Consider the following 23518-nt stretch of genomic DNA (forward strand, 5'->3'; position numbering starts at 1 on the left):
AAACGGGCAGCCGCGAACGGCCTCGAAGCGCAATGAGGGCGGCGGCGGGAATAGCTTGGGAATCGGCGCTTTGGCGGCTGCGAGGGAGGCGCCTACTGTTGCTCGTCGAGCATCCGCTGCAGATGCTGGCGCGACAGTTCGAGGAAGCGCGGGGTCGGGCCGATGTCCTCGTAGACCGGGTCACCTTGTTCGTCGGTGGCGATCACCTGCGTGCCACGGACATAGGGCAGGCTGGTCTCGACGGCCTCGAGCGCGGCGCCGACCAGCTCGCCGAGCAGCGCCTCGGTGCTGCGCTTGGGATACATATCGGCCAGCGCGGCCAGGCGTGCCGCGCTCTCGACGTCCAGTGGGATGCTGTAGCGGGTCTGGCTCATGCGGCCCTTGGCGTCCTGTTCCCAGTGGCTGACAAGCTCGGAAATTCTCATGATCGCTCCTCTGCTCGCGGTAACGAGCGTCGATGGCAGGAAGCCCGCCGCGTTCCGGCGGTGTGCGCCGCCGCCAATGACGCCTTGTCATGGCCGAGCGCGGTGGGCACTCTGGTTGGAGGTAATTTCAGCGTAGCCGTTCAGGGTTCTTTTCCCAGCGGCGCGTTTTGCGTGGGATGGCCGCGAGGTGGTCGTGGAGCGTCGCTCGACCGCTCGCGATGCCTGGCAGCACTGGCGGGAGGAAAAGTCATGGCGAAAATCATCGATGCGCGCCTGCGCGACAACGTACACCTGCTGGGGGAGCTGCTCGGCAATACCATCCGTGCGCAGCACGGCGATCGCTTCTTCGACAAGATCGAGCGTATCCGCAAGGGCGCCAAAGCGGCGCGGCGCGGTTCGGAGGAGGGCGCGCAGCTGCTGGCCGAGACGCTGGACAGCCTCGACGAGAACGAGCTGCTGCCGATGACGCGTGCGTTCAACCAGTTTCTCAACCTGGCCAATATCGCCGAGCAGTACCATCAGGTGCGCCGCCGCGGCAGCGCCGAGGCGGCGCCATTCGAGGCCGGGGTATTTCCCGACCTGCTCGAGCGCCTCAAGGCCGCCGGGCATGACGAAGAGTTCCTGGCGCGGCAGGTCAGCCGGCTGGACATCGAGCTGGTGCTGACAGCCCACCCCACCGAAGTCTCCCGGCGCACGCTGATCCAGAAGTACGACGCCATCGCCGAGCAGTTGGCGGCGCGCGACCACACCGACCTGTCGGCGTCCGAGCGGGCCGGGATCGAGCTGCAGTTGCAGCGGCTGATCGCCGAGGTCTGGCACACCGAGGAAATCCGCCGCAACCGCCCGACGCCGGTGGAGGAGGCCAGATGGGGCTTCGCCGCCATCGAGAACTCGCTGTGGAAGGCCGTGCCCAACGTGTTGCGCCAGGCGGATGCGACGCTCTCGCGCGCGACCGGCCTGCACCTGCCGCTGGAGGCCGCGCCGATCCGCTTCGCTTCCTGGATGGGCGGCGACCGCGACGGTAATCCGAACGTCACCGCCATGGTCTCGCGCGAGGTGCTGCTGACGGCGCGCCAGGTGGCGGCCGAGCTCTATCTCAAGGAGATCGAGGGGTTGATCACCGCCCTGTCGATGAGTGCCGCCAGCGAGGAGCTGCTGCGCCAGACCGGCGAGTCGGCCGAACCCTATCGGATATTGCTCAAGCCCTTGCGCAACCGGCTGCGTGCCACGCGCGACTGGGCGCGGGCGGCCATCGAGCACGGCCGGCCGGCACCGACCGAAGTGCTGCAGGACTGCGAGGAATTGCGCAGGCCGCTGGAGCTCTGCTACCGCTCCCTGCATGCTTGCGGCATGGGCATGATCGCCGATGGCGCGCTGCTCGACTGTCTGCGGCGGCTGGCGGTGTTCGGGCTGTTCCTGGTGCGCCTCGACATCCGCCAGGATGCCGCGCGGCACGCCGCCGCGCTGGCGGAAATCACCGACTACCTCGGCCTCGGCGACTACCAGCAGTGGGACGAGCAGCGCCGGCTGGATTTCCTCCAGCACGAGTTGAACAGCCGCCGGCCCTTGCTGCCCGCGTATTACCAGCCTTCGGCCGACACCGCCGAGGTGCTGGCCACCTGTGTGGTGGTCGCCGAGGCGCCTGCCGCCTCGCTGGGCTCCTATGTCATCTCCATGGCCCATGCCGCATCCGACGTGCTCGCCGTGCAGTTGCTGCTCAAGGAAGCCGGCCTGCAACGGCCGATGCGCGTGGTGCCGCTGTTCGAGACCCTCGACGACCTCAACAACGCGGCACCGACCATCGATCGCCTGCTCGCGCTGCCAGGTTACCGCCAGCGCCTGCACGGCCCGCAGGAAGTGATGATCGGCTACTCCGACTCGGCCAAGGATGCCGGCACCACGGCCGCCGCCTGGGCCCAGTACCGCGCCCAGGAGCAGCTGGTGGAGGTGTGCCACGAGCATGGCGTCGAGCTGCTGCTGTTCCATGGCCGTGGCGGCACCGTCGGGCGCGGCGGCGGTCCGGCCCATGCGGCCATTCTTTCGCAGCCGCCGGGTTCGGTGGCGGGGCGTTTCCGCACCACCGAGCAGGGCGAGATGATTCGCTTCAAGTTCGGCCTGCCGGACATCGCCGAGCAGAATCTCAACCTCTACCTGGCCGCCGTGCTCGAGGCGACGCTGTTGCCGCCGCCGATGCCCGAACCGGACTGGCGCGAGACCATGGAGCGGCTCGCCGCCGATGGCGTGGCGGCCTACCGCGGGGTGGTGCGTGAACATCCGCAATTCGTCGAGTATTTCCGCCAGGCGACTCCGGAACTCGAGCTGGGCCGCCTGCCGCTGGGCAGCCGGCCGGCGAAGCGCCGCGAGGGCGGGGTGGAAAGCCTGCGGGCGATTCCCTGGATCTTCGCCTGGACCCAGACGCGGCTGATGCTCCCAGCCTGGCTGGGCTGGGAGCAGGCGTTGCAGCGGGCGCTGGCGCGCGGCGAGGGCGAACGGCTGGCGGCGATGCGCGCGCACTGGCCGTTCTTCTCCACGCGCATCGACATGCTGGAAATGGTGCTGGCCAAGGCCGATGCCGACATCGCCCGGCGTTACGACGAGCACCTGGTGCAGCCGCAGCTGCTGTCATTGGGTAGTGATCTGCGTGACCGATTGTCGCAGGTGGTCGGCGCCGTGCTGACCCTGACCGGGCAGATCGACCTGCTGGACCACAGCCCGCACACCCAGGAGGCCTTCAGCCTGCGCAACACCTATCTCGACCCGCTGCATCTGATGCAGATCGAACTGCTGGCGCGTTCCAGGCAGCGCCAGAGCCCGCCCGAGAGCCCCCTGGAGCAGGCGTTGCTGGTCAGCGTGGCGGGTATCGCAGCGGGCCTGCGCAACACCGGCTGAGCGCATCCGGCCTGCTCGCCGCGGCTCTTGCGGGTGCCGCGCGCGGCGCCGAATGGCGCGATCCACGAGCGTCGAGGGGCGCGTTCGGGACGGCTTGTGCCGTCCCGGTGCGCTGTGTATCGTGTTCAACCTTTTGTCGCATGGCGGCAAACCAGATTTTTTGATTCGCCAGCGACGAGCCGGAATCGGCCCGCTGGCGGGTCCCTCTATCAAGAAAACTCGAGGACTCATCCATGCGTGTGATTCTGCTGGGAGCGCCCGGTGCCGGCAAAGGTACCCAGGCCGGCTTCATTACCAAAAAATTCGGTATTCCGCAGATTTCCACTGGCGACATGCTGCGCGCAGCGGTCAAGGCCGGCACCGAGCTGGGCCTGAAAGCCAAGAGCGTGATGGATGCAGGCGGCCTGGTTTCCGATGACCTGATCATCAACCTGGTCAAGGAGCGCATCGCCCAGCCCGATTGCGCCAAGGGTTTCCTCTTCGACGGCTTCCCGCGCACCATTCCCCAGGCCGAAGCCTTGAAGGAAGCGGATGTGTGTATCGACCACGTGGTCGAGATCGCCGTCGACGACGAGGAAATCGTCGGCCGCATCGCCGGTCGTCGTGTGCATCCGGCTTCCGGACGCGTCTACCACACCGAGCACAACCCGCCGCGCGTCGCCGGCAAGGACGACGAGACCGGCGAGGAGCTGATCCAGCGCGAGGACGACAAGGAAGAGACCGTGCGCCGCCGCCTGGCCGTCTACCATTCGCAGACCAAGCCGCTGGTGGATTTCTACCAGAACCTCGCGGCTGCGGAGGGTACGCCGAAATACAGTCGTATCGAGGGTATTGGTTCGGTGGAAGAGATCACCGCCAAGGTGCTCGCGGCGTTGAGCTGAGCGATGCGACGTTGCACTGGTTGACAAAAATGCCCGTATCGCAGGATACGGGCATTTTTTGTGTGCGCCCGGCACGGGCGCACTCCTGGAGGTGCAAGCGGTAGGGCGGGTGAAACCCGCGCGGACCATGCCGGGGCCAGTGCCGAACCGGCGGGTTGCAACCGGCCCCGCGCAGCTTTTGTGGGTGGCCTGCCCCCCGAATACGCTAGAATCTGCGCCTTTTGACCAACCCGGAACGACCCGATGACCACTCTGCTGGCCCTGGATACCGCCACCGAAGCCTGCTCCGTCGCCCTGCTGCATGACGGCGAGGTGCTGAGCCACTACGAGGTCATCCCGCGCCTGCATGCCCAGCGTCTGCTGCCGATGATCCAGACCCTGGTCGGCGAGGCGGGTATCGCCCTGTCGGCGGTGGATGCCATCGCCTTCGGGCGCGGGCCGGGTGCCTTCACCGGCGTGCGGATCGCCGTCGGCGTGGTGCAGGGCCTGGCGTTCGCGCTGCAGCGGCCGGTATTGCCGGTTTCCACCCTGGCCACCATCGCCCAGCGCGCCTGGCGCGAACACGGCGCCATGCAGGTGGCAGCCGCCATCGATGCGCGCATGGACGAGGTCTACTGGGGCTGCTATCGCGAGCATATGGGCGAGATGCAGTTGCTTGGCAGCGAGGCGGTACTGTCGCCCGAACAGGCCGGGCTGCCGCGCGATGCCGGCGGTGAATGGTTCGGTGCCGGTACCGGCTGGGGCCATGCCGCGCGGATTCCGCTGGCCGTACGGGCCATGGATGCCGGCCTGCTGCCGCATGCCGAGGATCTGCTGCGGCTGGCGACGTTCGCCTGGCAGCGCGGCGAGGCGCTGGAGGCGGACCAGGCCCAGCCTGTGTACCTGCGCGACAACGTCGCCACGCCGAAAGGGCACCTCTAAAAACTACCTGCATTGTCATCGCTGCGTTAAAAACAGGCTGTGCGCGAGTCCGATCAAAATGCTCATTTACAGCTCGTAAACTCCGCTTTTTCGCCTGTTTGATTCGCTGACGCTCACCCTTCGGCTGTTACTCCCGTTGGTCGTTGCGCCTTGCGCTGACTGCCTCGCCTACGTTTCTAGAGGTGCCCGAAAGGGATCGAATGAGCCGGGCGATTGCCAAAGCTCCTGGCGGCCGTTAGAGTCGCCAGGCTCCTGAACGAGTACCAAGATGCGCGTCGAAGGCTCCTATCCGATTCCCTATACCTCCGATCGTTCTGCCCGTACCGGCAGGGCGGCGGACGGCTATGGCGAAACCCAGCGCGTGGCCCAGGCCCAGCGCGGGGTCGATAGCCACGACGGGCAGGACTACCAACCGCAGGCCGAACGCCCGCAGCAACGGGTCAATCAGAGCGCGCTGGTGGAGCGCTATGCCGCGTTCCGCTACACCGACCCCCAACCCGAGCGCCCGCTTTCCAGCCGCGTCGCCCAGGCGCTGGCCAGCTACACCACCACCGCGGGCTTCAGTGCCGAGCTCGACGCCACCGAGGTGCTCGGCCTCGATCTCTACGCCTGAGGCCGACCGGCCCGGTGAATATCCCGTATTTCCTCGGTTGCCCTTCCTGGAACGAAAGCGCCTGGCTGGGCTCGCTGTACCCGGCGGGAACGCCCGCCCCGCAATTGCTGGCGCAATACTGCTCGGTGTTCAACAGCGTCGAGGGCAACACCACGCTCTATGCCTGGCCGTCCGAGGAAAAGATCCGGCGCTGGGCGAGCCAGATGCCCGAGGACTTTCGCTTCTGCGCCAAGCTGCCGCGGGACATCAGCCAGGCCGATGACCTGCATGCCGCGCTGGAGCTGGCGCTGGCCTTCCGCAAACTGCTGGCGCCGCTGGGGCGGCGGGTCACGCCGTTCTGGCTGCAATTGCCGGCGAGTGTCGGGCCGACGCGCCTCGGCGAACTGGCAGGGCTGATCGATGGTTTCGGCGCGCCGCTGGCAGTGGAGGTGCGGCATCCGGGATTCTTCGACAAGGGTGACGGCGAGCGGGCGCTGAACCGCCTGTTGCTCGCTCGCGGCGTCGAACGTATCTGCCTGGATTCGCGGGCGCTGTTCAGCTGCCGCTCGCGCGACCCGGCGCTGCTGCACGCACAGAGCAAGAAGCCGCGGCTGCCGGTGCGCCCGGCGGCCTTCAGCGACTCGCCACAGCTGCGTTTCATCGGCCATCCGCAGTTGGAGGCGAACGATCCGTTCATGGCCCCCTGGCTGGACAAGGTCGCCGGCTGGATCGAGGCCGGCAAGGCGCCGCACGTCTACCTGCATACACCGGACAACCATCGCGCCCCGGAGCTGGCCCAGCGCTTCCATGCGCAACTGGCCGAGCGCCTGCCGGGGCTGCCGCCCTTGCGCCCGTTGCAGAGCGCGTCGCAGCTCTCGCTGCTGGGTGATTAGCGGGAGCGCTGCAGGAGCGGGCGGGGGCGCCGAGTTCATGTCGACGCTGGCCTGCAGAACCACTGTTCGCGAGCATGGCTCGCTCCTACACCGTCATTCGCCGCAACGCAGCTCGTGATAAGAACCTGAACAGCCTTGGCCCAGCGCTCCCGGGGGCAACCAGTCTTGTAAAAACTTCGCGTCCAACTTCGGCCGCCCGCCGTTGCCCATAGAACATGACCTTTGGCCGATTCATCCTGTTCTTGCTGGTGCTGCTGGCGGGTTTCGTCCTGGCGGTGCGGCAGCAGCTCGTCGAGATCCCGCCGCGCTGGAACCCTTGGGCGCCGCTGGACCTTCGCGAGCCGCCGAACCTGCTCACCTCGTTCAAACTGCGCCAACTGCAGGATGACCGCCAGCTCTGCCAGCAGGTGCTGGCCACCGCACCGCTGCGTTACGTGGTCGTCCCGGACGGCGTGCCCGAGCCCGGTTGCCCGGTCGAGAACAGCGTGCGCGTGCAGGGCTCTGACGTACGCTTCAACGGCGCCTTCCTCGCCACCTGTCCGCTGGCGGCGGCCTATGCGCTGTTCGAGCGCCATGGCCTGCAGCCGGCGGCGCAGGCGGTGTTCGGCCAGCCGGTGGTGCGCATCGACCACTTCGGCAGTTTCGCTTGCCGCAACATCGCCCGCAGCAATCGGCGCAGCCAGCATGCCAGCGCCAATGCGCTGGACCTGGCCGGTTTCCGCCTGCAGGATGGCACCCGCATCACCGTGGCGCGGGACTGGAAGGGCGACGACGACAGGGCACGCTTCCTGCGCCAGGTGCACGAGGCCGCCTGCGCGGCCTTCAATGTCACGCTCGGGCCGGAATACAACGCGGCCCATCATGATCATTTCCACGTCGACATGGGCGGCTTCGGCATGTGCCGCTGAATGTGCCGCCTGCCTGCGGCTCTGGCACAATGCGGCGCTTTCCATCGTTCTCGCCGAGTCGTCCATGTCTGCCAGCAATCCCCAGGTCCGGGTCGAACCGCTCGCCCCGCAATTCGCCGCCACGGCGTCCGAATGGGCCCGGCGCCTGGGTTTGCCGGAGCAGGGCGTCGATGCCGAATTCGCGCTGCAGCTCGGCGAGGGCGGACTACAGCTGCAGTCGCTCGAGGTGCAGGCGCCCGGGCCGGTGCGGGTGGACTTCGTCGAGGGCGCCGCCGCGCATCGGCGGCAGTTCGGCGGCGGCAGCGGGCAGATGATCGCCAAGGCCGTGGGCATCCAGCCCGGCGTCCGCCCGCGGGTGCTGGACGCCACCGCGGGGCTCGGCCGCGACGCCTTCGTGCTGGCCACGCTGGGCTGCGAAGTGCAACTGATCGAGCGCCAGCCGCTGATCGCCGCCTTGCTGGACGACGGCCTGGCCCGGGCGCGCCGGGATGCCGAAGTGGCCGCGATCGCCGGGCGGATGACGCTGCTCGAGGGCAACGCCATCGAGCTGATGGAACATTGGCAGGGCGAGCCGCCGCAGGTCATCTACCTCGACCCGATGTTTCCCCACCGCGACAAGAGCGCGCTGGTGAAGAAGGAGATGCGCCTGTTCCGGCCCTTCGTCGGCGACGACCTGGATGCCCCGGCGCTGCTGGCCGCCGCGCTGCGCCTGGCCAGCCACCGGGTGGTGGTCAAGCGCCCGCGCAAGGCGCCGGCCATCGACGGTGCCAAGCCCGGTTACGTTCTGGAGGGCAAGTCCAGCCGCTACGATATCTATCCGAAGAAGAAGCTGGAAGCTTCAGGCTTTCAGGCATAGGCACGCAGGAACAGGTGTACGGCGTCCTGCACGTGGCGCTCGGCGGCTTCGGCCTGTAGCGGTTCGGCATAGCCGATCAGCAGGCGGAAGTGCTGGACCCCCTTGATCAACGAGCAGAAATGCTCCGCTGCGCGCAGCGGCTCGGCAATGTCGAGCAGGCCGCGTGCGCCGGCCTGGGCGAACAGCTGCTGCAGATCGAACAGCAGCTGCTGCGGCCCGGCCTCGAAGAACATCCGCACCAGCGCCTGGTTCTGCGTGGCCATGGCCACCATCACCCGGTGCAGGCCGATGGATTCAGGGCTGTTGACCAGCTCGTGAAAGGCGCGGCCGATGGTCAGCAGCACTTCATCGATCTTGCAATCGTCCTCGAGCTGGAACAGCCGACGCGGCAGGCGGGTCTCGCAGGTCGCCTTCACCGCGGCGCAGAACAGCGCGTCCTTGTCCTTGAAATGGCTGTACAGCGTGAGCTTGGAGACGCCGGCTTCGGCGGCGATGGCGTCCATGCTGCTGCCCTCGTAGCCGTTGCCGAGGAACAGCACCTGGGCAGCTGCGAGAATCGCCTCTCGCTTGGCCGGATCCTTGGGGCGGCCGGGGCCGGGGGAGATGGAATGCTTCTCTATCATGGGTACTTTTAATAGTGGACTGGCTGGTACGCTATTTTTACTATACCCGGCAGTATAAGTATTCCAACCCGCTCCGCGACAGAGAGACTTTCATCGTGTCCCGACATGCCTTGCCCATCCTCTGTACTTTCGCCTGTGCATTGCTGCTGGCTGGCTGCGGCAATGGCGAACCCGAGCAGTTGCCGCCACGCCCGGTCATGGTGGTGCACCCGCAACCGGCCAGCGAGGCGCGCGAGAGCTACCCGGGCGAGGTGCATGCGCGTTACGAGCCCGAGCTGGCCTTCCGTATCGGCGGCAAGGTCGTCGAGCGCCTGGTGGAGGCCGGCGATCGGGTGCGCAAGGATCAGCCGCTGGCGCGGCTCGATCCGCAGGACGTGCGCCTGCAGCTCGACGGCATGCGCGCCCAGGTCGCTGCCGCCGAGGCCAACCTGCGCGTGGCCAGGGCCGAATACGAGCGCTACCGGACCCTGCTCGGCCGGCAACTGGTCAGCCAGTCGCAGTTCGACAGCGCCGACAATGCCTACCGGGCCGCCAGCGCGCGCCTGCAGCAGGCCCGCGCCGAGTTCGACGTGGCCAGCAACCAGGTCGACTACGCGGTGCTGCGCGCGACCCGCGACGGGCTGATCGCCCAGCGCCGCATCGAGGTCGGGCAGGTGGTCGCCGCCGGGCAGACCGCCTTCGTGCTGGCGGCCGATGGCGAGCGCGAAGTGGCCATCGCGCTGCCCGAGCAGTCGCTGGAGCGCTACCGCATCGGCCAGCCGGTCGAGGTCGAACTCTGGTCGCAACCGGGGCGGCAATACCCCGGCAGGATTCGCGAACTGTCGCCCGCCGCCGATGCGCAATCGCGCACCTATTCCGCGCGGGTGGCCTTCAGCGACCCGCAGGTCGCCGCCGAGCTGGGGCAGAGCGCGTTGGTGAGCATTCGCCACGACGGCGAGGTGCCGCTGGCCGTGCCGCTGTCGGCGCTCAGCGCCGAGCGCGGCCGGGCGCACGTCTGGCGGCTCAAGGCCGATTCCACCGTGGAGCGCGTCGATGTGCGCACCGGGGCGTTCGGCGAGCGGCTGGTGCCGGTGCTCGAAGGGCTCGCCGCCGATGACTGGATCGTCCTCGCCGGGGTGCAGATGCTCACCGAGGACCAGCCGGTACGCCCGGTCGATCGCGACAACCGCCCCGTCGAGCCGGCCGCCCAGGAGTAACTGCGATGCGCTTCAATCTTTCCGCCTGGGCGCTGCACAACCGGCAGATCGTCGTCTACCTGATGTTGCTGCTGGCCGTCGTCGGCGCGCTGTCCTACAGCAAGCTCGGGCAGAGCGAGGACCCGCCGTTCACCTTCAAGGCCATGGTCATCCAGACCCAGTGGCCGGGGGCCACCGCCGAGGAAGTGTCGCGCCAGGTCACCGAGCGCATCGAGAAGAAGCTGATGGAGACTGGCGAGTACGAGCGCATCGTCTCCTTCTCGCGGCCGGGGGAATCCAATATCACCTTCATGGCGCGCGATTCCATGCGCTCGAAGGAGATTCCCGAGCTCTGGTACCAGCTCCGCAAGAAAATCGGCGACATCCGCCACACGCTGCCGCCGGGTGTCCAGGGGCCGTTCTTCAACGACGAATTCGGCACCACCTTCGGCAACATCTACGCACTGACCGGCGAGGGCTTCGACTACGCCGTGCTCAAGGACTACGCCGACCGCATCCAGCTGCAGTTGCAGCGGGTGCAGAGCGTCGGCAAGGTCGAACTGATCGGCCTGCAGGACGAGAAGATCTGGATCGAGCTGTCCAACGTCAAGCTGGCCACGCTCGGCGTGCCGCTGGAGGCGGTGCGCCAGGCGCTGGAAGCGCAGAACGCGGTGACCGCCGCGGGCTTCGTCGAGACCGCCAGCGACCGTGTGCAGCTGCGCGTCAGCGGCAGTTTCGAGACGGTCAGGCAGATCCGCGACTTCCCCGTTCGCGTCGCCGGGCGCACCTTTCGCATCGGCGACGTCGCCGAGGTGCATCGCGGCTTCAACGATCCGCCGGCGCCGCGCATGCGCTTCATGGGCGAACCGGCGCTGGGCCTGGCCGTGTCGATGAAGAGCGGCGGCGACATCCTGCTGCTCGGCGAAGCGCTGGAGAAGGAATTCGCCCGCCTGCAGCAGGACCTGCCGGCCGGCATGCAGCTGCGCAAGGTGTCGGACCAGCCGGCGGCGGTGAAGACCAGCGTCGGCGAGTTCGTCCGGGTGCTGGTCGAGGCGCTGGCGATCGTGTTGCTGGTGAGCTTCTTCTCGCTCGGCGTGCGCACCGGGCTGGTGGTGGCGCTGTCGATTCCGCTGGTGCTGGCGATGACCTTCGCTGCGATGAACTACCTGGACATCGGCCTGCACAAGATTTCCCTCGGCGCGCTGGTGCTGGCGCTGGGACTGATGGTGGACGACGCGATCATCGCCGTGGAGATGATGGCGATCAAGATGGAGCAGGGCTACGACCGGCTCAAGGCCGCCAGTTTCGCCTGGACCAGCACCGCCTTCCCGATGCTCACCGGCACCCTGATCACCGCCGCCGGCTTCCTGCCGATCGCCACCGCCCAATCCAGCACCGGCGAGTACACCCGTTCAATCTTCCAGGTCGTGGCCATCTCGCTGATCGCCTCCTGGATCGCCGCGGTAACCTTCGTGCCGTTGCTGGGCGAGAAGCTGCTGCCGGACCTGGCCAGGCGCGCCGCGCAGAAGCACGGTGGCGGCAGCGACGGCCACGATCCGTATTCCACCGCGTTCTACCAGCGCGTGCGCCGTGTGGTGACGTTCTGCGTGCGCCGACGCAAGACCGTCATCGTGCTGACCCTGGCGGCGTTCGTCGCGGCGGTGATGCTGTTCCGCCTGGTGCCGCAGCAGTTCTTCCCGGCTTCCGGCCGGCTGGAGCTGATGGTGGACCTCAAGCTGGCCGAGGGCGCTTCGCTGAAGGCCACCGAAGCCGAGGTGCGGCGCCTGGAAGAGATGCTCGAGGAGCGCGCCGGCATCGCCAACTACGTCGCCTACGTCGGTACCGGCTCGCCGCGTTTCTACCTGCCGCTGGATCAGCAACTGCCCGCCACCAGCTTCGCCCAGTTCGTCGTGCTGGCCGACAGCATCGAGGCGCGCGACCAATTGCGCGCCTGGCTGATCGAGCGCCTGCGCGACGACTTCACCAGCCTGCGTGGCCGCGTGACCCGCCTGGAGAACGGCCCGCCGGTGGGCTACCCGGTGCAGTTCCGGGTCACCGGCGAGCATATCGACGTGGTGCGCGGGCTGGCCCGCCAGGTGGCTGCCCGGGTGCGCGAGAACCCGCACGTGGCCAACGTGCACCTGGACTGGCAGGAGCCGAGCAAGGTGGTCTGGCTCGACGTCGACCAGGACCGCGCGCGGGCGCTGGGGGTGAGCACGGCCGAGCTGTCGGGTTTCCTGCGGCGCACGTTCACCGGCAGCAGCGTCAGCCAGTTCCGCGAGGACAACGAGCTGATCGAGATTCTCCTGCGCGGTACCGAGCGCGAGCGTCTGGAACTGTCGATGCTGCCGAGCCTGGCGATCCCCACCGAAAGCGGGCGCAGTGTGCCGTTGTCGCAGGTGGCGACGCTCGAGTACGGCTTCGAGGAAGGCGTGATCTGGCACCGCAACCGCCTGCCGACGGTGACCGTGCGTGCGGATGTCTACGGCGACCAGCAACCGGCGTCGCTGGTCCGGCAGATCGAGCCGAGCCTGGACGATATCCGTGCGCAACTGCCCGGCGGCTACCTGCTGGAAGTCGGCGGCACCGTCGAGGATTCCGAGCGCGGGCAGCGCTCGGTGAACGCCGGGCTGCCGCTGTTCGTCATCGTGGTGATGACGCTGCTGATGGTGCAGCTCAAGAGCTTCTCGCGCTCGGCCATGGTGTTCCTCACCGCGCCGCTGGGCATCATCGGCGTCACGCTGTTCCTGCTGATGTTCGGCCAGCCCTTCGGTTTCGTCGCCATGCTCGGCACCATCGCGCTGTCGGGAATGATCATGCGCAACTCGGTGATCCTGGTCGACCAGATCGAACAGGACATCGGCGCCGGCCATGCGCGCTTCACGGCGATCGTCGACGCCACCGTGCGGCGCTTCCGGCCCATCGTGCTCACCGCGCTGGCCTCGGTGCTGGCGATGATCCCGCTGTCGCGCAGCATCTTCTTCGGACCGATGGCGGTGGCGATCATGGGCGGCCTGATCGTCGCCACGGCGTTGACCCTGCTGTTCCTGCCGGCGCTCTATGCCGCCTGGTTCAGGGTCCGGGAAGGGGAGTGAGGCGATGCCCGCGCCGGGCATTGCCGCCATGGCCGGCTGGGCGTGATCCGGCCGTCGACCGGAACCGCTCAGACGCCGGCGGCTTCGAGCAGTACTTCGGCGGCCGCCCTGGCTTCCAGCGCCTGCTCACCGGGGCCATCGATGTGCGCCATGCTCAGCGCGCCTTCGACCAGATACTGCAGCTGCCGCGCCAGCCGTTGCGGGTGCGGGGCTTCCAGGCGCTCCAGTAGCTCGCACAGGTAATCCCGCAGCTCGGCCTTGTAGGCGGCCGAGCGGCGATGGATCGGATGATCGTGCGCGTGGTATTCGGCCGCCGCGTTGATGAACAGGCAGCCGCAGAACGTCCCGCCGCCGATCATGCCGTGCAAGCCGTCGAACATGCCCAGCAGCGCCTCGCGCGGCGGCAGCCTGGCCGCGCGCTGGTGCAGGCGTTCGAGCATCGCCCGCTGGCGCGCCTCCAGCACGGCGAGGATCAGCTCGTCCTTGGACTTGAAATGCTTGTACAGCGTCATTTTGGCCACGCCGGACTCGCTCAGGATCCGATCGATGCCCGTCGCGTGGTAACCCTCGCGGTAGAACAGCTGCTCGGCGGTGTCGATCAGCTGGTCGCGTTTGCTCGATGCCATAGATACCTCCTCGGGGCGGCCATTATGCGGGAGCGATCCGGTCCCTCCAACCGGCGGTCCCCTGGGTCTGTTCGTGCTTGAAGTGTACAGACAGGTCTGTCTATTATCCAGGCATGCGCTCAGTAACCCACGAGGATGATGCGATGAAACCGTATGCCCCGACGCTATCCGCCGATTGCCCGTGCCGTCGTCTCTTCGGCCCGACAGAAGGAGGGTGAGCCATGAAGTTGCTCGGAATCTTCACCTGGCTGTTGCTCGGGTTCGCCGGCAGCGCAGTGGCGGCCGACGAACCGCGTTTCAGCCTGGTCAGGACGGCGCAGACCCTGACGCAGGGCGACTTCGCCTGGCGCAACGGTGGCTGGCAACAACCGCCGCCGATCGACCATATCGCCGTGCTGGTCGAGCATCGGGGCAGCCGGCTGTTGTTCGGCACCGGCCTGGGTCGGCAGATCGATGCGCAACTGGACGCCGAGGTCCCCTGGCGGATCAAGCGCTACGGACCGGTGCACGCGGTGCGCGACCAGTTGCAGCGCGACGGCTTGCACATCGACCGCATCCTGCTCGGCTGTGCGCGCTGGGAGCATGCCTCGGGCCTGGCCGATTTTCCGGATGTGCCGGTATTCGCCAGTGCCGAGAGCCGTCGCTACATCCGCGGCGCCACGCCGCCGGCAGTGCTGCCCAGCCAGTTCCAGCATGCGGTGAACTGGCAGCCGCTGCAGTTCATGGCGAAGCCTTACCTGGGTTACGCCGAGAGTCTCGATTTGTTCGGCGATGGCCGGCTGGTCCTGGTGCCCTTGGCCGGGCACGGCGCGGTCGGCCTGTTCCTGACGCTCGGCGATGGCCGTCGCTTCTTCTTTCGCGGCGATACGCTCGGGCATCCGGCGACCCCGCATGAGCAGGCGGGTGTCGTGCCGTCGAGCGATGCCCGCATGCAGGCGTCGCTCGGTGTCTATCCGGCCTGGGTGCAGTAATCGGCGGAAGGCATCGGCGATGCATCCCACGCGGGCAGGAGGCCGGCGTTCGTCAGCGCTCCAGCCAGGCGATGGCGTCGGCTTCCTGATGCAGATCGAAGGCCTTGACCGCCAGGCCGGGGATGAGCACACCCTCCATCTCGCTGGCCTTGCGCAGCCAGTCCTTGCCGCTGACCACCGCACAGCGGTCGAAGCGGCGCAGGAAGCGGAACAGTTGCGGCAGGCGCGACAGCTCCACGCCCACCGCGCCGAGAGTGGGCAGGTCGAATTCGCCGATGCGATAGAGCATGCGGCCATGCTCGATGCCTTCTGACTTGAACAGCAGGTCGTCCAGCGCGGCGCGCATGGCGTCGCTGTCGAGCTTGCCGGAGAAATCGATGTCGATGCGGTTTTCGCCTCTTCGCGCTACCTGGAACATGACGCTCTCCTTCAGGGATTCCATTCAAGGATAGGCGTGATGCGGCCAAGCGCGAATGCGCAGCGCAGGCATCCCCGCGCGGTTGCGCGGGGATGAGGGGGCGGTCAGTCTTCGCGGCTGGTGACTTCCAGCAGGTGGTAGCCGAACTGGGTCTTCACCGGGCCCTGCACGACATTGATCGGCGCGCTGAACACCACGGTGTCGAATTCCCTGACCATCTGGCCGGGGCCGAAGGAGCCGAGGTTGCCGCCGTCGCGGCTGGACGGGCAGCTGGAATTTTCCTTGGCGACCTGGGCGAAGTCGGCACCACCTTCGATGGCGGCTTTCAGTTCGTTGCACTTGGCTTCGGTGGAAACCAGGATGTGGCGGGCAGTGGCTCGAGCCATGGGAATGCTCCTGTATGAGAAGACGCGAGCCTACCGTAAAAGCGGGGTAGGGAATACTTCGCGTTGTGCGCACCGTTGGGCTTGGCGAGCTCAACCCGCCTACGAACTGGATGAGTGGGTTAAAGCACGCTCCCGGATCGCCGATAAAGCCTGGGCAAGCACCATGCGCCTGCCTCACAAGGGCGGCGACATGGCCCGCTATCTCACCCATAAGGCATCTTCATGACGGCATCACTGGCATACGGCATTCAGCTCATCCTGCGTGGCCTCGGTCTGCGAACCATCAACCTGCAGTTCTTCTTCTCCTACAGCCTGATCTTTCTCTGCGCGGCCATCACCGCCGGCGTGCTGTTCTTCTCGAACAAGGACGCCGGGCAGATCGACATGGCCGGTGCGCAGCGCATGCTCAGCCAGAAGATGATGAAGGAGGCGCTGCTGGGCGCGCAGGGCATGGTGCCGGCCAGCGCCGTCGAGGCGACCATCGCCAGTTTCGAGCGCTCCCATCGCCTGCTGATCCAGGGGGACCGGGCAAAGGGCGTGGCGCCGGCCGAGCTGGCCAGCGCGCAGCAGTCTCTGCGCCGCGTCGACCAGATCTGGCAGCGTTACCGTCCGGCGATCCTCGCCCTGGCCGGTGGCGACACCAGCGTCCTGCAGGGCGCCGCGGCGGATGCCGATGCCCTGCTGTCGGCCAGCAACGAGGTGGTCGGTCTGCTTTCCGCCGAGGCCAACCGCGCCAGCGCGCAACAGCTGTGGGTGGCGCTGGGCTCGACGATCGCCATCCTGCTGCTGGTGATCCTCGGCCGCGTCGCCGGCATGAACTGGCTGATGCTGCAGATCGACGAACTGCGCGGCCGTCTGGAAAGGGTCAGCCAGGGCGATTTTTCCCAGCCGCTCGCCGTGCGCCATGCCGACGACGAGATGGGCATGATCACCACCGCCTACAACCGTCTGCTCGACCAGGTCGGCGAGATGATCCGCGGGGTGCGCCAGGCTGCCGATACGGCCGATGCCCAGTGCGTGCGCATGGCCAGCCTGGCGGGCGACAGCGCGCGCAACGTCGAGGGCCAGCAGGCGGAAATCGATCAGGTCGCCACGGCGATGAACGAGATGCTCGCGACCTCCCAGGAAGTGGCCCGCAGTACCGTCGAGGCGGCCAGTGCCGCGGATCTCGCCGAACAGCAAACCAGCACCGGCAGCGAGGTGATGAGCGGCTCGGTGCATGCCATCCGCTCGCTGTCGGGGCACGTGGACGGGCTGGCAGGCGTCATGCAGCAACTGGTGCAGGACAGCCAGGAAATCGGCAAGGTGCTGGAGGTGATCAGCGGCATCGCCGAGCAGACCAACCTGCTGGCGCTCAACGCGGCGATCGAGGCGGCGCGGGCCGGCGAGCAGGGCCGTGGTTTCGCCGTGGTCGCCGACGAGGTGCGCAACCTGGCCGGGCGCACCCAGAGTTCGGCCAAGGAAGTCGGTGTGCTCATCGAGCGCCTGCAGAGCCAGGCCATGCGGGCCGGCGAGGCGATGGACGCATCGCGGCAGAGCAGTACGGCGACCCTCGAGCGGATCGAAGCCGCGCAGCAGGCGCTGGCGAAGATCGTCGGCGCGGTGCAGACCATTCGCGGGATGACCAACCAGATCGCCACGGCGGCCGAAGAACAGTCCCAGGTGGCCGAGGACATGAACTGCTCACTGACGCGCATCGCCACCGTTGCCGACCAGGCGGCCGTGGTCAGCCAGGACACCGCCAGCTCCGGCCAGAGCATCATGCAGAGCATGAACGGGCTGAAGACCCTGACCGGCCGTTTCCGCCTGCAGGCCTGACTGGAAGCCGGAGCCGGAAGCTTGAAGCTTGAGGCTTGAGGCTTGAAAGCTAATCCTCCGCCCAGTCGCGGGTGCGCTCGACGGCTTTCTTCCAGCCTTTGTAGAGCGCTTCGCGTCTTGCGTCGTCGCAGGCCGGCTGGAATACCCGCTCGATCCGGCTCTTGCAGCGCAGTTCGTCGAGGTCGTTCCAGAATCCGCTCGCCAGCCCCGCCAGATAGGCCGCGCCGAGGGCGGTGGTTTCCCGCATTTGCGGCCGCTCCACCGGCGTGCCCAGCAGGTCGGCCTGGAACTGCATGAGGAAGTTGTTGGCCACCGCGCCGCCGTCCACGCGCAGGCCACGCAGACGCTCGCCGGCGTCCCGTTGCATGGCGTCGAGCACGTCGCGGGTCTGGTAGGCGATGGACTCGAGGGCCGCGCGGATCAGGTGATCGACCGTCACCCCGCGGGTCAGGCCGAACAGCGCACCGCGGGCGCGCGGGTCCCAATAGGGCGCGCCGAGCCCGGTGAACGCCGGCACCAGGTAGACGCCGTTGCTGTCGGGCACCTTGCCGGCGAAATACTCCGAGTCGAACGCATCGTTGATCACCTTCAGCTCGTCACGCAGCCATTGCACCGTCGAGCCGCCGTTGAAGATGGCGCCTTCCAGGGCGTAGTTGACTTCGCCCCGGGGGCCGCAGGCGAGGGTGGTCAGCAGGCCGTGCTCGGACTGCACGGCCTGGCGGCCGGTGTTCATCAGCAGGAAGCAGCCGGTGCCGTAGGTGTTCTTGGCCTGCCCGGGCTCGACGCACATCTGCCCGAACAGTGCCGCCTGCTGGTCGCCGGCGATACCGGCGATGGGAATGCCGTCGCTCGGGCCGGTGCCGATGAACGCATGGCCGTAGACCTCCGACGATGGGCGCACCTCGGGCAGCATCGCCCGTGGAATGTCCAGGGCCTCGAGCAGCAGCGGGTCCCAGTCCAGGGTGTGGATGTCGAACAGCAGGGTGCGCGAGGCGTTGGTGTAGTCGGTCGCGTGGACCTTGCCCTGGGTCATCTTCCAGACCAGCCAGGAGTCGACGGTGCCGAACAGCAGTTCCCCGCGCCGGGCGCGTTCGCGGCTGCCTTCGACGTGGTCGAGGATCCACTTGATCTTGGTGCCGGAAAAGTACGGGTCGATGACCAGGCCGGTGGTCTTGCGAATGTGCGCCTGCATGCCGTCGCGCGCTAGCTGGTCGCAGATCGGCGTGCTCTGCCGGCTCTGCCAGACGATGGCGTTGTAGATCGGGCGTCCGCTGGCCTTGTCCCAGACGATCGTCGTCTCGCGCTGGTTGGTGATGCCGATGGCCGCGACCTGGTCGTTGCCGATGCCGGCCTGGGCCAGCGCCTCGACGAAGACGGCGCTCTGGGTCGCCCAGATCTCCATCGGGTCGTGCTCGACCCAGCCGGGGTTGGGGTAGAGCTGGGTGAACTCGCGCTGGGCGGTGCTCACCAGGTTGGCGTCGTGGTCGAGCACGATGGCGCGCGAACTGGTGGTGCCCTGGTCGAGGGCGACGACGAACGGCTTGTCCCGGGTGCTCATGGTGGCCTTCCTCGATGAGCCATGTGGTTTCAGATCGGCGGATTCGGCGGCAAGTTCATCCCGAGCCTCAGTGCCGCTTGTGCCACAGCATCCAGCCCAGGCGCAGGTCGTCCCACATCGGCACGAGGGCGAGCACCAGCAGCAGCGCCGCCAGCGGCACGGTGGAGAGAAACCCGAAATGCTTGAAGCCCAGGGCGCCGCTGATGCCGCCGACGAAGAAGCTGCAGACCAGCAGGGCGTTGATGCGCAGGCGTTCGCGGTCGGCGCGCACCTGCGGGTGGCCCGTGCGGGGCTGGCGGTTGAGGTAGAACAGCTTGCCCAGTTCGATGCCGATATCGGTGACCATGCCGGTGATGTGCGTGGTGCGTACTTCGGCGTTGGAAAGCTTGGTGATGATCGCGTTCTGCAAGCCCATGATGAAGCACAGCAGCATCACCGTCAGCGGCACGAAGAAGCCCGGTACGTCCATCAGCTTCGCCCCCAGCACGCCGAAGAACAGCAGCAAAGCCGCTTCCAGCGCCAGCGGCAGTGCGTACTGGCTGTGCAGGCGACGGCGTCGCGAGAAGTTGATCATGATGGTCGAGCACATCGCGCCGAGGATGAAGGAAAGCAGCGCGCCGAGCCCGCCCAGGGCCAGGTCGGTCGCGCCGAGTGCCAGGTTGTCCGCCATCGAGGAGACGATGCCGGTCATGTGCGAGGTGTATTGCTGCACGGCGAGGAAGCCGCCGGCGTTGGCCGCGCCGGCGACGAAGGCCAGGCACAGGCCGAGCTGGCGATTGCTGTGCTTCGAGCGGCGCCGGTCGGTCAGGCGGCGCGCGTAGTTGATGGGCATGGGGGCCGGGGACTCCATCCGTCCGCTGATGCAGGCTGCGGATTATACGGCGTCATCGGGGGTGTGCCGGTTTCAGCGCATGAAAACGAGCGAATCCGGGATCGTCCAGCTCGGCTGTGCCGCCGCAGCGGCTGCCGGCGCTGGCCCGCACCCTCAGCGCGGGATGATCCGCACCCGCCCCGCCGTGTTGTCGCGCCGGCCGGCCTTGGCGTTCTCGGCCCGGCCCGGAACCGAGCCGCAATCCTGGCCGCGGTCGGGCGTTGCGGTGCCGTCCAGTTCGCGCTCGTCGACGCTGATGGAGGCGGCGTCCGGATAGCCGGTGGTCAGTGTCTCGCTGCTGGCGGTCACCGGGACCGCGTCGTCGTCGCCCCAGTGGGCGCTGCGTTCGTCGATATCGATGGCGCCGTTGCGCTCCATCAACTGCTCGACGCTGCTCACCAGGGCCTCGTCCGCCAGGCTGACGGTCACCAGGGTCGAGCCGCGGCGGGCGGCTTGCGGATAACGGCCGGCGTGCGCCGGCGCGTCGTCGCCGAAGACCTTGCGGAAGAAGCTGCCGATCTTGTCGGCCACCGTGGCGTCCTCGCCCGGTTCCTCGCCGATCACTTCCACGCGGCTGCTGTCGATCTCGGCCGGGTTCATCGACGCGGACAGCTGGATGTCCGCGTCTGGAATCCCTTGTTGCACCAACTCGGCCTTGACCTGCCGGGCTTGTTCGTAACGGTCGAATGCGGCGATCAGGATCTGTTTCATGGTCCACCTTTCGTGTCGTGTCCTGGGATCTAATGATTGGGCGCGAAGCGGCGCCGGATGGTTCAACCATTCGTCCTCCTGTGGCCTTTTCACGGGAGGGGCTTCGGCGCTGCGCGCCTCAACCGCAACCTACGGCCATGCACGGTTGGCGGGGGCCGTGTAGCGAGACCCAACGAGTGGCGCGCCTCACACCTTGTTGCCGTTTTCACCACCGACGCGCTGCGCGTGCTCTATAACCAGATACCTGTGCTGGATGAATCGAAAGGAGCCAAGACGATGAACAAGAAGCTGCTACCGCTGGCGGTGGCCGGCCTGTGCGGTGCCGCCGAGGCGGCCATGGTCAGCGAGCCCGTGGCCTACGAGATCGACGGCGAGGCCTTCGAGGGCTTGCTGGTGTACGACGATGCGGTCACCGCGCCGCGCCCGGGCCTGGTAATGGTGCCCAACTGGCTCGGCGTCACCGAGCGCTCCGCGGAGAAGGCCGCGCGCGCCGCCGGCGACAAGTACGTGGTGCTGGTGGCGGACATGTACGGCAAGGCCGTGCGGCCCAGCAACGCGGACGAAGCCCGGGCCGCGGCTTCAGCGCTGCGCGCCGACCGTGCGCTGATGCGCAAGCGTGCCCAGGCCGCGGTGGACGTACTCAAGGCGCAAGGCGATGCGGTCGAGCTGGATTCGGCACGCCTGGGCGCCATCGGTTTCTGCTTCGGCGGCGGCGCGGTGCTCGAACTGGCCCGTTCCGGCGCCGATCTCGCGGCCTTCGTCTCCTTCCATGGCAATCTCGACACGCCCAACCCGGACGATGCGCGCAACATCGAGGCGCCGGTGCTGGTGCTGCATGGCGCCGACGACCCGTCGGTGAGCAAGGAGCAACTGGACGGCTTCGTCGCCGAGATGAAGGCGGCCGGGGTCGACTGGCAACTGGTCAGCTATGGCGGTGCGGTGCATTCGTTCACCGATCCTTACGCCAACGTGCCGGGGCGCAACGAGTACCACCCGCGGGTGGCGCAACGGGCCTTCCAGGCGATGAACGATCAGTTCGACGAAGTCTTCGCCGCCCAATGAGCGCAGGGAACGGCCGCTTCGTAGGGTGGGCAACGGCGAAGCCTTGCCCACGCGTCCGTTGGCCGTAATGCAGGGACGTGCGTCGTGCGCCGATCACCAGCAAGCCGGCCACTGTCCAATGGTCGCCGATCTCAGAGCATCGCATGCTGGCGCAGCAGTTCGACCACCCGCTCGGCCAGCGCGTCGGCGCTGTGCCGGTCGGCCGGCAGCCGTAGCTCCGGCGCCTGCGGGGGCTCGTAGGGGCTGCCGATGCCGGTGAAGTTGGGCAGCGTGCCCGCACGGGCCTTCTTGTACAGCCCCTTGGGATCGCGCGCTTCGCAGACGGCGAGCGGCGCGTCGACGAAGATTTCGAAGAACTCGCCCTCATCGAGCAGTTCGCGCGCCATGCTGCGTTCGCTGCGAAACGGCGAGATGAAGCTGACCAGGGTGATCAGCCCGGCCTCGACCATCAGCTTGCTCACCTCGCCGACGCGGCGGATGTTCTCCACCCGGTCCTCGTCGGTGAAGCCCAGGTCGCGGTTCAGGCCGTGGCGCACGTTGTCGCCGTCCAGCAGCATGGTGCGCCTGCCGAGCGCCTGCAGGCGCTGCTCGACCAGGTCCGCCACGGTCGACTTGCCCGAACCCGAAAGGCCGGTGAACCACAGCACGCAGGGCTTCTGCGCGTTGGCGGCGGCGCGGCTGGCCTTGTCGACCTTCATCGCGTGGCGATGGATATTGGCGGCGCGGCGCAGGCCGAAGGCGACCATGCCGAAGGCCAGCGGGCGCTCGCTGACGCGGTCGAGCAGCAGGAAGCTGCCGCTGCCGGGTAGTTCGGCGCAGGGGTCGAAGGGCAGGGCCTTGTCCAGCGCCAGGTTGCAGAAGGCCAGGTCGTTGCGCGCCAGCCGCTTGGCGGCGGCATGCTCGAGCGAGTCGACCTGCAGCAGGTGCTTGAGCTCGCTGACCTGGGCGCCGACCGCCGCGCCAGCGAGCCGGAGAAGATACGCGCGCCCCGGATACAGCGGTTCCTCGGCCAGCCAGAGCAGGTGCGCGGCGAACTGATCGGCCACTTCCGGCCGCGCATCGGCGCAGGCCAGCAGGTCGCCCGGAGCGATCGGCAGGTCGTCTTCCAGCACCAGGCTCGCGGGGGCATCGGTGTCGACATGGGCGATGCGCGACACGCGCGCGCCTGGCAAGACCACCACCTCGTCGCCGGGCCGCGGCAGGCCGCTGAGCAGTTGGCCGGCGACCCGCGACGGCTGCTCGCCATCGCGCGGTTGCAGCGCCAGGCGCAACGGGCGGGGCGTCTGCCGGGGCTGGTGCATGGCCTGCAACTGGGCCAGCAGCGACGGGCCGCGATACCAGGGCATGTGGCTGGAACCGGCGCAAAGGTTGTCGCCATCCCGGGCGCTGAGCGGAATGGCGCTGACTTGGCCGATGCCGAGCCGCTCGGCGTAGTCGCGGTACTGGCGGCGGATGCGCGCGAACAGGTCTTCGCGCCAATTGACCTGATCCATCCGATTGACCGCCAGCAGCAGCCGGCGAATGCCCAGCAGCGAGGCGATGAGCGCGAGCCGGCGACCATCGGTTTCGAGGCCCATCCGGGCATCGACCACCAGCAGCGCCACCGGTTCGGGCCCGCTACCCGCCAGTTGCAGGGCCCAGCGTTCCGGACGTGGCGCATCGGCGATGACGAAGCGCGACCGTGCGCCGCCGTGCGCCGCCGGAGCGGCGTGCAGCAAGCCTGCGACCAGCGTCGAGGTGCCGCTGCCGGGCGCGCCGGCGGCGATCACCTGCAGCGGACCGGTTTGTTCGGGCGCGTATGGATGCTGTTCGAGGCGTGTGGAGGTGGAACGAACCATC

General features: G+C 67.8%; 20 protein-coding genes and 2 pseudogenes. 13 read left to right on the top strand and 9 right to left on the bottom strand.

The genetic code is table 11. From position 1 onward, the window contains the following. Window positions 1-92 precede the first annotated feature (92 nt). On the bottom strand, window positions 93-425 hold the full coding sequence (locus IN820_RS04665; RefSeq protein WP_193679861.1) for a pilin assembly protein: 333 nt from the start codon (window positions 423-425) through the stop codon (window positions 93-95). 249 nt (window positions 426-674) lie between these two features. On the opposite strand from IN820_RS04665, the gene ppc reads away from it, so the two are divergent. From ppc to IN820_RS04700, 7 genes are all read left to right on the top strand, one after another. Then, window positions 675-3314, top strand: a complete 2640-nt coding sequence (gene ppc / locus IN820_RS04670) for a phosphoenolpyruvate carboxylase (RefSeq protein WP_193679862.1) — start codon at window positions 675-677, stop codon at window positions 3312-3314. Between the two features lie 233 nt (window positions 3315-3547). Then, window positions 3548-4195, top strand: a complete 648-nt coding sequence (adk, locus tag IN820_RS04675; protein WP_193679863.1) for an adenylate kinase — start codon at window positions 3548-3550, stop codon at window positions 4193-4195. A 243-nt stretch (window positions 4196-4438) separates the two neighbouring features. Then, window positions 4439-5116 carry a tRNA (adenosine(37)-N6)-threonylcarbamoyltransferase complex dimerization subunit type 1 TsaB gene (gene tsaB / locus IN820_RS04680; RefSeq protein ID WP_193679864.1) on the top strand — a complete coding sequence of 226 codons (678 nt, stop codon included), beginning with the start codon at window positions 4439-4441 and terminating at the stop codon, window positions 5114-5116. 268 nt (window positions 5117-5384) lie between these two features. Next, window positions 5385-5729, top strand: a complete 345-nt coding sequence (locus IN820_RS04685) for a hypothetical protein (protein WP_193679865.1) — start codon at window positions 5385-5387, stop codon at window positions 5727-5729. Between the two features lie 65 nt (window positions 5730-5794). Continuing rightward, complete coding sequence (locus IN820_RS04690; RefSeq protein WP_408005190.1) at window positions 5795-6601, top strand: DUF72 domain-containing protein; 807 nt, start codon at window positions 5795-5797, stop codon at window positions 6599-6601. Window positions 6602-6816: 215 nt separating this feature from the next. Further along, entirely contained in the window at window positions 6817-7509 is a 693-nt protein-coding gene (locus tag IN820_RS04695; protein WP_193679866.1) for an extensin-like domain-containing protein, read from the top strand. A gap of 64 nt (window positions 7510-7573) precedes the next feature. After that, window positions 7574-8365, top strand: a complete 792-nt coding sequence (locus tag IN820_RS04700; RefSeq protein ID WP_193679867.1) for a class I SAM-dependent methyltransferase — start codon at window positions 7574-7576, stop codon at window positions 8363-8365. Here the strand turns inward: IN820_RS04700 and IN820_RS04705 are convergent. After that, a complete protein-coding gene (locus tag IN820_RS04705; RefSeq protein WP_193679868.1) occupies window positions 8356-8988 on the bottom strand; it encodes a TetR/AcrR family transcriptional regulator in 633 nt (210 codons plus the stop codon). The genes IN820_RS04700 and IN820_RS04705 overlap by 10 nt on opposite strands. A 95-nt stretch (window positions 8989-9083) precedes the next feature. Between IN820_RS04705 and IN820_RS04710 the strand changes: the two genes are divergently transcribed. Together IN820_RS04710 and IN820_RS04715 are read left to right on the top strand one after the other, a co-directional pair. Further along, a complete protein-coding gene (locus tag IN820_RS04710; RefSeq protein WP_328822071.1) occupies window positions 9084-10184 on the top strand; it encodes an efflux RND transporter periplasmic adaptor subunit in 1101 nt (366 codons plus the stop codon). A gap of 5 nt (window positions 10185-10189) precedes the next feature. Beyond that, window positions 10190-13258, top strand: coding sequence for an efflux RND transporter permease subunit (locus IN820_RS04715; RefSeq protein ID WP_193679869.1), 3069 nt, complete (start codon window positions 10190-10192; stop codon window positions 13256-13258). Between the two features lie 68 nt (window positions 13259-13326). Here IN820_RS04715 and IN820_RS04720 read toward each other — a convergent pair whose 3' ends face one another. Next, on the bottom strand, window positions 13327-13884 hold the full coding sequence (locus IN820_RS04720) for a TetR/AcrR family transcriptional regulator (protein ID WP_193679870.1): 558 nt from the start codon (window positions 13882-13884) through the stop codon (window positions 13327-13329). Window positions 13885-14105: 221 nt separating this feature from the next. On the opposite strand from IN820_RS04720, the gene IN820_RS04725 reads away from it, so the two are divergent. Then, window positions 14106-14855: an MBL fold metallo-hydrolase gene (locus tag IN820_RS04725; RefSeq protein WP_193679871.1), complete on the top strand. Its 750-nt coding sequence runs from the start codon at window positions 14106-14108 to the stop codon at window positions 14853-14855. Between the two features lie 52 nt (window positions 14856-14907). On the opposite strand, the gene IN820_RS04730 is transcribed toward IN820_RS04725, so the two are convergent. Beyond that, window positions 14908-15273 (bottom strand): SpoIIAA family protein, encoded by a 366-nt coding sequence (locus IN820_RS04730; RefSeq protein WP_193679872.1) that lies wholly within the window; start codon window positions 15271-15273, stop codon window positions 14908-14910. A 104-nt stretch (window positions 15274-15377) separates the two neighbouring features. Next, the gene (locus IN820_RS04735) at window positions 15378-15659 is read right to left on the bottom strand and encodes a peptidylprolyl isomerase (protein ID WP_193679873.1); all 282 of its coding nucleotides are present in this window, start codon (window positions 15657-15659) and stop codon (window positions 15378-15380) included. A gap of 222 nt (window positions 15660-15881) precedes the next feature. Here IN820_RS04735 and IN820_RS22920 point away from each other — a divergent pair. Further along, window positions 15882-16610, top strand: a pseudogene (locus IN820_RS22920) (type IV pili methyl-accepting chemotaxis transducer N-terminal domain-containing protein); the annotation flags it as partial. A 351-nt stretch (window positions 16611-16961) separates the two neighbouring features. Beyond that, window positions 16962-17477, top strand: a pseudogene (locus IN820_RS22925) (methyl-accepting chemotaxis protein); the annotation flags it as partial. 49 nt (window positions 17478-17526) lie between these two features. On the opposite strand, the gene glpK reads toward IN820_RS22925, so the two are convergent. The 3 genes from glpK to IN820_RS04755 form a co-directional block, all read right to left on the bottom strand. Next, window positions 17527-19035: a glycerol kinase GlpK gene (gene glpK, locus IN820_RS04745; protein ID WP_193679875.1), complete on the bottom strand. Its 1509-nt coding sequence runs from the start codon at window positions 19033-19035 to the stop codon at window positions 17527-17529. A gap of 67 nt (window positions 19036-19102) precedes the next feature. Further along, entirely contained in the window at window positions 19103-19867 is a 765-nt protein-coding gene (locus IN820_RS04750) for a YoaK family protein (protein WP_193679876.1), read from the bottom strand. 153 nt (window positions 19868-20020) lie between these two features. Then, complete coding sequence (locus tag IN820_RS04755) at window positions 20021-20617, bottom strand: hypothetical protein (protein WP_193679877.1); 597 nt, start codon at window positions 20615-20617, stop codon at window positions 20021-20023. 336 nt (window positions 20618-20953) lie between these two features. Between IN820_RS04755 and IN820_RS04760 the strand changes: the two genes are divergently transcribed. Beyond that, window positions 20954-21679: a dienelactone hydrolase family protein gene (locus tag IN820_RS04760; RefSeq protein WP_408005191.1), complete on the top strand. Its 726-nt coding sequence runs from the start codon at window positions 20954-20956 to the stop codon at window positions 21677-21679. 131 nt (window positions 21680-21810) lie between these two features. On the opposite strand, the gene cysC is transcribed toward IN820_RS04760, so the two are convergent. Then, window positions 21811-23517 (bottom strand): adenylyl-sulfate kinase, encoded by a 1707-nt coding sequence (cysC, locus tag IN820_RS04765; protein WP_193679879.1) that lies wholly within the window; start codon window positions 23515-23517, stop codon window positions 21811-21813. Between the last annotated feature and the right edge of the window lies 1 nt (window position 23518).

Origin of the sequence: Pseudomonas lopnurensis, from assembly GCF_015070855.1 — a bacterium.
In the GTDB taxonomy this organism is placed as follows: Bacteria; Pseudomonadota; Gammaproteobacteria; order Pseudomonadales; family Pseudomonadaceae; genus Stutzerimonas; species Stutzerimonas lopnurensis.

What these genes read in the sequence shown, in the direction of transcription:
- IN820_RS04665 (WP_193679861.1), bottom strand. Translation starts at nt 425, where the DNA reads ATGAGAATTTCCGAGCTTGTCAGCCACTGGGAACAGGACGCCAAGGGC.
- ppc (WP_193679862.1), top strand. Translation starts at nt 675, where the DNA reads ATGGCGAAAATCATCGATGCGCGCCTGCGCGACAACGTACACCTGCTG.
- adk (WP_193679863.1), top strand. Translation starts at nt 3,548, where the DNA reads ATGCGTGTGATTCTGCTGGGAGCGCCCGGTGCCGGCAAAGGTACCCAG.
- tsaB (WP_193679864.1), top strand. Translation starts at nt 4,439, where the DNA reads ATGACCACTCTGCTGGCCCTGGATACCGCCACCGAAGCCTGCTCCGTC.
- IN820_RS04685 (WP_193679865.1), top strand. Translation starts at nt 5,385, where the DNA reads ATGCGCGTCGAAGGCTCCTATCCGATTCCCTATACCTCCGATCGTTCT.
- IN820_RS04695 (WP_193679866.1), top strand. Translation starts at nt 6,817, where the DNA reads ATGACCTTTGGCCGATTCATCCTGTTCTTGCTGGTGCTGCTGGCGGGT.
- IN820_RS04700 (WP_193679867.1), top strand. Translation starts at nt 7,574, where the DNA reads ATGTCTGCCAGCAATCCCCAGGTCCGGGTCGAACCGCTCGCCCCGCAA.
- IN820_RS04705 (WP_193679868.1), bottom strand. Translation starts at nt 8,988, where the DNA reads ATGATAGAGAAGCATTCCATCTCCCCCGGCCCCGGCCGCCCCAAGGAT.
- IN820_RS04715 (WP_193679869.1), top strand. Translation starts at nt 10,190, where the DNA reads ATGCGCTTCAATCTTTCCGCCTGGGCGCTGCACAACCGGCAGATCGTC.
- IN820_RS04720 (WP_193679870.1), bottom strand. Translation starts at nt 13,884, where the DNA reads ATGGCATCGAGCAAACGCGACCAGCTGATCGACACCGCCGAGCAGCTG.
- IN820_RS04725 (WP_193679871.1), top strand. Translation starts at nt 14,106, where the DNA reads ATGAAGTTGCTCGGAATCTTCACCTGGCTGTTGCTCGGGTTCGCCGGC.
- IN820_RS04730 (WP_193679872.1), bottom strand. Translation starts at nt 15,273, where the DNA reads ATGTTCCAGGTAGCGCGAAGAGGCGAAAACCGCATCGACATCGATTTC.
- IN820_RS04735 (WP_193679873.1), bottom strand. Translation starts at nt 15,659, where the DNA reads ATGGCTCGAGCCACTGCCCGCCACATCCTGGTTTCCACCGAAGCCAAG.
- glpK (WP_193679875.1), bottom strand. Translation starts at nt 19,035, where the DNA reads ATGAGCACCCGGGACAAGCCGTTCGTCGTCGCCCTCGACCAGGGCACC.
- IN820_RS04750 (WP_193679876.1), bottom strand. Translation starts at nt 19,867, where the DNA reads ATGCCCATCAACTACGCGCGCCGCCTGACCGACCGGCGCCGCTCGAAG.
- IN820_RS04755 (WP_193679877.1), bottom strand. Translation starts at nt 20,617, where the DNA reads ATGAAACAGATCCTGATCGCCGCATTCGACCGTTACGAACAAGCCCGG.
- IN820_RS04760 (WP_408005191.1), top strand. Translation starts at nt 20,954, where the DNA reads ATGGTCAGCGAGCCCGTGGCCTACGAGATCGACGGCGAGGCCTTCGAG.
- cysC (WP_193679879.1), bottom strand. Translation starts at nt 23,517, where the DNA reads ATGGTTCGTTCCACCTCCACACGCCTCGAACAGCATCCATACGCGCCC.